This window comes from Hydrogenophaga intermedia (assembly GCF_000723405.1).
GTDB lineage: Bacteria > Pseudomonadota > Gammaproteobacteria > Burkholderiales > Burkholderiaceae_C > Hydrogenophaga > Hydrogenophaga intermedia.
On the sequence record NZ_CCAE010000019.1, the window covers coordinates 76724 to 83222 of the forward strand.

Sequence of the window (6499 nt, forward strand, 5' to 3'; positions counted from 1 at the left end):
TGCGCGGTGGGCTCAGGCCTTCACGCAGTCCGCGAAATAGGCCTTGCCGCCCTCGCCCGAGGTTTCCACCAACCCGTGGATGTCGGTCTCGAAGCCCGGGCACTCGCGCGCGAACTCGCGGTTGAACTTGAGGTAGTCCACGATCTTTCGGTTGAACACCTCGCCCGGGATCAGCAGGGGAATGCCCGGCGGGTACGGCGTCACCAGGCTGGTGGTGATGCGGCCTTCAAGGTCGTCGATGGGCACGCGCTCGGTGGTGCGCTGGGCGATGTGCGCGAAGGCGTCGGTGGGCTTCATCGCGGGCGTCAAGTCGCTCAGGTACATCTCGGTCGTCAGGCGCGCAATGTCGTACTTGGCGTAGAGCGCGTGCACGTGCTGGCACAGATCGCGCAGACCCATCTGCTCATAGCGGGGCTGCTTGGCGCAGAACTCCGGCATGATCCGCCACATCGGCTGGTTCTTCTCGTAGTCGTCCTTGAACTGCTGCAGCGCCGTCAGCAGCGTGTTCCAGCGGCCCTTGGTGATGCCGATGGTGAACATGATGAAGAAGCTGTAGAGGCCGGTCTTCTCCACCACCACGCCGTGCTCGGCCAGGAACTTGGTGACGATGGACGCGGGGATGCCCGTCTCGCCGAAGCTGCCGTCCATGTTGAGGCCGGGCGTGACGATGGTGGCCTTGATCGGGTCCAGCATGTTGAAGCCCGGCGCCATGTCGCCGAAGCCGTGCCAGTCGCGCTCGGTGTGCTGCTCGGCGTTGGCGTCGCGGCGGCGGTTGAGCACCCAGTCCTTGGCCTCGCCCACGCCCTCCTCGGCCAGGGCGTCCGGGCCCCAGACCTTGAACCACCAGTCGTCGGCGCCGAAGTCGTCCTCCACCTTGCGCATGGCGCGACGGAAGTCCAGCGCCTCCAGCAGGCTCTCTTCCACCAGCGCGCGGCCACCCGGTGGCTCCATCATGGCCGCGGCCACGTCGCAGCTGGCAATGATGGCGTACTGCGGGCTGGTGCTGGTGTGCATCAGGTACGACTCGTTGAACAGGTGCCGATCGAGCTTGACGTTCTGCGAGTCCTGCACGAGCACGTGGCTGGCCTGGCTGATGCCGGCCAGCAGCTTGTGGATGGACTGCGTGGCGTACACCACCGACTCCATTGGCCGCGTGCGCTTCTTGCCCATGGCGTGGTAGTTGCCATAGAACGGATGGAAGGCCGCATGCGGCAACCAGGCCTCGTCGAAGTGCAGGTTGGCCACGTAGCCGTCCAGCATCTGTTTGATGGCCTCGGTGTTGTAGAGCACGCCGTCGTAGGTGCTCTGCGTGATGGTGAGCACGCGCGGCTTGACCTGGGCAGCGTCCACGCCCGTGAGCAAGGGGTTGGCGCGGATCTTGGCCTGGATGGACTCGATCTCGAACTCGCTCTGCGGGATCGGCCCGATGATGCCGTAGTGGTTGCGCGTGGGCTTGAGGAAGACGGGCACCGCGCCCGTCATGATGATGCTGTGCAGGATGGACTTGTGGCAGTTGCGGTCCACCACCACCACGTCGCCCGGCGCCACCGTGTGGTGCCACACCATCTTGTTGCTGGTGCTGGTGCCGTTGGTGACAAAGAAGCAGTGGTCGGCGTTGAAAATGCGCGCCGCGTTGCGCTCGCTGGCACCGATGGCGCCGTTGTGGTCCAGCAACTGGCCCAGTTCCTCCACCGCGTTGCACACGTCGGCGCGCAGCATGTTCTCGCCGAAGAACTGGTGGAACATCTGGCCCACGGGGCTCTTTAGGAAGGCCACGCCGCCCGAATGGCCCGGGCAGTGCCAGGAGTAGGAACCGTCCTCCGCGTAATCCAGCAGGGCCTTGAAGAACGGCGGCTGGATGCCTTCGAGGTAGCTCTTGGCCTCGCGGATGATGTGGCGCGCCACGAACTCCGGCGTGTCCTCGAACATGTGGATGAAGCCGTGCAACTCGCGCAGCACGTCGTTGGGCAGGTGCCGGCTCGTCTTGGTCTCGCCGTAGATGTAGATCGGCACGTCGGCGTTCTTGCGGCGCACCTCGTTGATGAAGTTGCGCAGGTTCAGCACCACCGGGTCCAGGTCGGGGCCGTGGCTGAACTCCTCGTCGTCGATGGACAGGATGAAGGCGCTGGCGCGGCTTTGCTGCTGCGCGAACTGCGACAGGTCGCCGTAGCTCGTGACGCCCACGACCTCCATGCCCTCGCTCTCGATGGCCTGCGCCAGCGCGCGAATGCCCAGACCCGAGGTGTTCTCGGAGCGGAAATCCTCGTCGATGATGACGATGGGGAAACGGAACTTCATGCGGCTCTCCTGACGAAGCGCGCAAGTGTACGGAAAACACATGTCCGTCCGGTCTGGTCGGACGCGGTTTGGCGCAGAATGCGAAGCGGTCCCGACGGGGGATCGACACATGGAGACAAGGCACATGGCCGATTCGACCTGGTGGTGGCTGCTGGCGGGCGCGCTCGTGGGCGCCGAGCTGCTCACCGGCACGTTCTATTTGCTCATGCTCGCGCTGGGCGCCGCCGCTGGCGCCATCGCAGCCCACCTGGGGCTGCCGCTCACCGGCCAGATCGTCAGCGCCGCCGTGCTGGGTGCGGCCGCCGTGGCGGGCTGGTACCTGCACTCGCGTCGCCGCCCTGGCGACCCATCGGTGCGCGGCCTGCGCAGCGTCAACCTCGACGTCGGCGAGGTCATTCAGATCGAACAATGGAACGCCGACGGCACCGCCACGGTCAAGTACCGCGGCGCGGCCTGGACGGTGATCCAGCGGCCCGGCAACGCGCCCGCGCCCGGCGCCTACCGCGTCACGGAACTCGTGGGCAACCGCCTGCTGGTCGAGAAGGCCTGAACCCAGGCCGCCCCGCAACCCGAACCACAGCACAGAACAAGACCATGGAACTCGCCATCCTGCTCATCGTCATCGCCGTCATCTTCGTCTCGCGCGCCATCAAGATCGTGCCGCAACAGTCCGCGTGGGTCGTGGAGCGCCTGGGCAAGTACCACAGCTCGCTGGCCCCCGGCCTGAACATCCTCGTCCCCTTCATCGACAAGGTGGCCTACAAGCACAGCCTGAAGGAAATCCCGATGGACGTGCCCAGCCAAGTCTGCATCACGCGAGACAATACGCAGCTTCAGGTGGACGGCATCCTGTACTTCCAGGTGACCGACCCCATGCGCGCCAGCTACGGCTCGTCCAACTACCTCATGGCGGTCACGCAGCTCGCACAGACCTCGCTGCGCTCGGTCATCGGCAAGCTCGAACTCGACAAGACCTTCGAAGAGCGCGACATCATCAACGCCCAGGTGGTGCAGGCCATCGACGAGGCCGCGCTCAACTGGGGCGTGAAGGTGTTGCGCTACGAGATCAAGGACCTGACCCCGCCGGCCGAGATCCTGCGCTCCATGCAGGCCCAGATCACGGCCGAGCGCGAGAAGCGCGCCCTGATTGCCGCCTCCGAGGGCCGCCGCCAGGAACAGATCAACATCGCCACGGGCGAACGCGAGGCCTTCATCGCCCGCTCCGAGGGCGAGAAGCAGGCCGAGATCAACAAGGCCCAGGGCGAGGCGGCCGCCATCCTGGCGGTGGCCGAGGCCACGGCCGGCGCGATCCGGCAGGTGGCCGACGCGATCCGCCAACCCGGCGGCCAGGAGGCCGTGCAACTCAAGGTGGCCGAGAAAGCCGTCGACGCCTACGCCAGCGTCGCGGCCGACGCCACCACCACCCTGATCGTGCCGAGCAACATGACCGAGGTGTCCGCCCTCATCGGCTCGGCGATGAAGATGGTTCAGGCGGGCAAAACGACAGGAGGCTGACTTGGACCCCCACGCTCATCACTTCGTGTATTCGCTGCCCCCCATGGGGGCGCAGGCCTCCCTTGGGGCGGCCCGGCGGGAGGCCTGACATGGACGACCTCGCGCACAACGTGCTGGGTGGCGAGCTGCAGGCCTGCTCGTTCGACCCGCTGACCGGCTTCTACCGCGACGGCTGCTGCCACACCGGTGCCGACGACGAAGGCACGCACGTGGTCTGCGCGCGCGTCACGCGCGAGTTCCTCGACTTCTCGGTGCAGCGCGGCAACGACCTCGTCACACCCCGGCCCGAACTGCGCTTCGCCGGCCTGAAGGCGGGAGACCGCTGGTGCCTGTGCGTGACCCGCTGGCTGGAGGCGCTGGAAGCCGGCGTGGCCCCGCCCGTGGTGCTGGAGGCCACGCACCAGAACACCCTTCAACACGTGGCGCTGGACGTGCTGCAGCGCCACGCCTGGCGCAAGGCGGAAGACGGCAGTCACACGGGCTGAACGCGCGCTTGAGTAGGCTACAATCCCGCGCTTCGCGGAGAGGTGGATGAGCGGTTTAAGTCGCACGCCTGGAAAGCGTGTGTGGGTTAATCCCCACCGCGGGTTCGAATCCCGCCCTCTCCGCCAATCGACATGAAAAGCGCCCTCCGGGGCGCTTTTTTCTTGCCGCTTGTTGAACGCGCCCCACGGCGTGGCAGCGCCCGACAAAACCATCAACTTCTTGCGGCACCGGCCCGCCGCCAAGCGCTGCGGTCGGCGGTCAGCACCCCGTGCCAACGGTCGATTTTCCTGAACAGCCCCTTGTCGATCAGGATCGCGATGTGCCGGGCCACCGTCTCGCGGCGCGCTCCCAGCACATTTGCCAGTTCGGTGTGGCTGGGAATTCGAAAGGACGAACTTCCCTCTTCGGCCGCGATCAGCCGCAGTGCGGCGCCCACCTTGACCAGATAACTGTCCTCGCGCAGCAGACGCGACCAGTCGGCCATGGTGCCGACGAAACCGGCGATGGCCCGGTAGATCGCCTGCTGGAATGGCTCGTGCGGCATGGCCAGGTCCCGCACCACCCGGATGTCGACTTCACAGACGCGCGTGGGGGTGATGGCCACCAGACTCAGCAACGCGGCTTGCCCGAAGGGCAGCGTGAAGCCCACCAGGCGCCCCTTGCCCATCAGCAGCACGCTCTTGCCGTCCTCGCCAGGGTGGCCGCGCACGCCCCTGAGCAGGCCCACCTTGATGACGCCCAGCGTCTGCCCCAGGCTGCCCTCGGCCTCCAGCGTTTCGCCGACGCCCACCGCGCGCTCGCGCACGAACGAGCGGAAGTGATCGTTGTTCGGCAGGCTCAGCACCGAAAACAGGCAGCGGCCCCGCGTTGAACAGTGCTCGCACAGGACCGTCCCGCCCGGTCCGCTGTTGCGCGGGATGTTGCTGCTCATGCGTACGCGAGTTCCCCGACGTCCTTGATCGATTGCCCGGCCTGTGCGTGACCGGAGCGCTGCGGCTTGGCGGACCGCACATCACCGTCAGCACCTGGCCAGATGGTAGCGGCGCCGGGATCGCTGTCGAGCCGGGCGCCAGAAAGTCGTGTGCGCGTCCCGTCACAAAGGCTGTCGATTTCTTGATGGCCCGGCCTTGGGCTGCCGATGATCGGGTGCCGGGGCGCGTGGGTGCGCCCCTGCGCGGCCACGCCGGATCGCACGGGATCCGGCGCCCGCATCCGTGCACAAGGAGCCCTGATCTTGCTGGACACCAACGACGAGCTTCATGACCTGACCTCCTGGCTGATGATCCTGGAGAAGGTCGTTGAGCAAAGCGCCAATATGGTGGTGATCACCGATGCCGAGCAACGCATCCGCTGGGTGAACCGGACGTATACGCGCATCACCGGCTGGTCGCTGCACGAAATCCAGGGCAAGAAGCCGGGCCAGTTGTTGCACGGACCACTGACCAGCCCGCAGACCAGCGGCTTCGTGCGGGAACGCTTGCGCCAGGGTCTGTCGGTCTCCGGCGTCGAGATGGTCAACCACCGCAAGGACGGCGGGGCATACACCGTGATGCTCAACATCGAGCCCATCCGCGACAGCCAGGGCCGCCTGCAGGCCTACTTTTCCATCCAGAGCGATGTGAGCGAACAGCGGGCGCTCGAACGCGCCAATGTCCAGTTGCAGCACCACCTGCAGGTGGCCCAGCGCCTCGCGCGGCTGGGCCGCGTGGAGTTCGACCGCCACACGCGCAGCGTGCGCTGGTCCAGCGAGGTCCACTCCATTCTTGAGCTGCCCGCGAACGAGGCACCCAAGGGCCTTCGGGCCCTGTTGGCGTTCGTCAGCCCCGAAGCGCAGGACGAGCTGCATGAGCGCTTGCGGCGCGTCATGCAGACCGGCGACGAGTTCGACCACGAACTGCCCATCATCACCCACACGGGGCAGCGCCGCTGGGTCCGCTGCCGTGGCGTGCCGCAGCGCGAGGGCGCCAGCGTGCGGCCACCGGACACCTGGACGATTCAGGACGTGACCGTGTACCGCGAGCTGATCGAGCAGAAAAGCCTGAACAACCACCGTTTGCAGGCGATGGTGGAGGAGCGCACGGCCAGCCTCGAAGAAGCCCGGCAATCGCTGGAGGCGTTCTCGCTGTTGATTTCCACGTAAATCTGACCCCTCTGAGCTGAGTTTTTTCATCCAACTTTGACCCCTTGAGTAAGGTCTTCT

6 protein-coding genes and 1 tRNA gene are annotated in these 6499 nt (G+C 66.3%); 5 read left to right on the forward strand and 2 right to left on the reverse strand.

Annotated elements, in window-relative coordinates:
* Nucleotides 1–12: 12 nt before the first annotated feature.
* Nucleotides 13–2298 carry an arginine/lysine/ornithine decarboxylase gene (locus BN948_RS12930; RefSeq protein WP_009520291.1) on the reverse strand — a complete coding sequence of 762 codons (2286 nt, stop codon included), beginning with the start codon at nucleotides 2296–2298 and terminating at the stop codon, nucleotides 13–15.
* 124 nt (nucleotides 2299–2422) lie between these two features.
* Between BN948_RS12930 and BN948_RS12935 the strand changes: the two genes are divergently transcribed.
* From BN948_RS12935 to BN948_RS12950, 4 genes are all read left to right on the forward strand, one after another.
* Nucleotides 2423–2848, forward strand: a complete 426-nt coding sequence (locus BN948_RS12935) for an NfeD family protein (RefSeq protein WP_009520292.1) — start codon at nucleotides 2423–2425, stop codon at nucleotides 2846–2848.
* A 44-nt stretch (nucleotides 2849–2892) separates the two neighbouring features.
* On the forward strand, nucleotides 2893–3813 hold the full coding sequence (locus BN948_RS12940; RefSeq protein WP_009520293.1) for an SPFH domain-containing protein: 921 nt from the start codon (nucleotides 2893–2895) through the stop codon (nucleotides 3811–3813).
* Between the two features lie 89 nt (nucleotides 3814–3902).
* Nucleotides 3903–4298 carry a DUF2237 family protein gene (locus BN948_RS12945; protein WP_009520294.1) on the forward strand — a complete coding sequence of 132 codons (396 nt, stop codon included), beginning with the start codon at nucleotides 3903–3905 and terminating at the stop codon, nucleotides 4296–4298.
* 36 nt (nucleotides 4299–4334) lie between these two features.
* Nucleotides 4335–4424: transfer RNA gene (locus BN948_RS12950), tRNA-Ser, on the forward strand.
* 86 nt (nucleotides 4425–4510) lie between these two features.
* Here BN948_RS12950 and BN948_RS12955 read toward each other — a convergent pair.
* Nucleotides 4511–5230, reverse strand: a complete 720-nt coding sequence (locus BN948_RS12955; protein WP_009520295.1) for a Crp/Fnr family transcriptional regulator — start codon at nucleotides 5228–5230, stop codon at nucleotides 4511–4513.
* 303 nt (nucleotides 5231–5533) lie between these two features.
* Here BN948_RS12955 and BN948_RS12960 point away from each other — a divergent pair, with 303 nt between their 5' ends.
* On the forward strand, nucleotides 5534–6439 hold the full coding sequence (locus BN948_RS12960; RefSeq protein ID WP_035621963.1) for a PAS domain-containing protein: 906 nt from the start codon (nucleotides 5534–5536) through the stop codon (nucleotides 6437–6439).
* The last annotated feature ends 60 nt before the right edge of the window (nucleotides 6440–6499 follow it).

What these genes read in the sequence shown, in the direction of transcription:
- BN948_RS12930 (WP_009520291.1), bottom strand. Translation starts at nt 2,298, where the DNA reads ATGAAGTTCCGTTTCCCCATCGTCATCATCGACGAGGATTTCCGCTCC.
- BN948_RS12935 (WP_009520292.1), top strand. Translation starts at nt 2,423, where the DNA reads ATGGCCGATTCGACCTGGTGGTGGCTGCTGGCGGGCGCGCTCGTGGGC.
- BN948_RS12940 (WP_009520293.1), top strand. Translation starts at nt 2,893, where the DNA reads ATGGAACTCGCCATCCTGCTCATCGTCATCGCCGTCATCTTCGTCTCG.
- BN948_RS12945 (WP_009520294.1), top strand. Translation starts at nt 3,903, where the DNA reads ATGGACGACCTCGCGCACAACGTGCTGGGTGGCGAGCTGCAGGCCTGC.
- BN948_RS12955 (WP_009520295.1), bottom strand. Translation starts at nt 5,230, where the DNA reads ATGAGCAGCAACATCCCGCGCAACAGCGGACCGGGCGGGACGGTCCTG.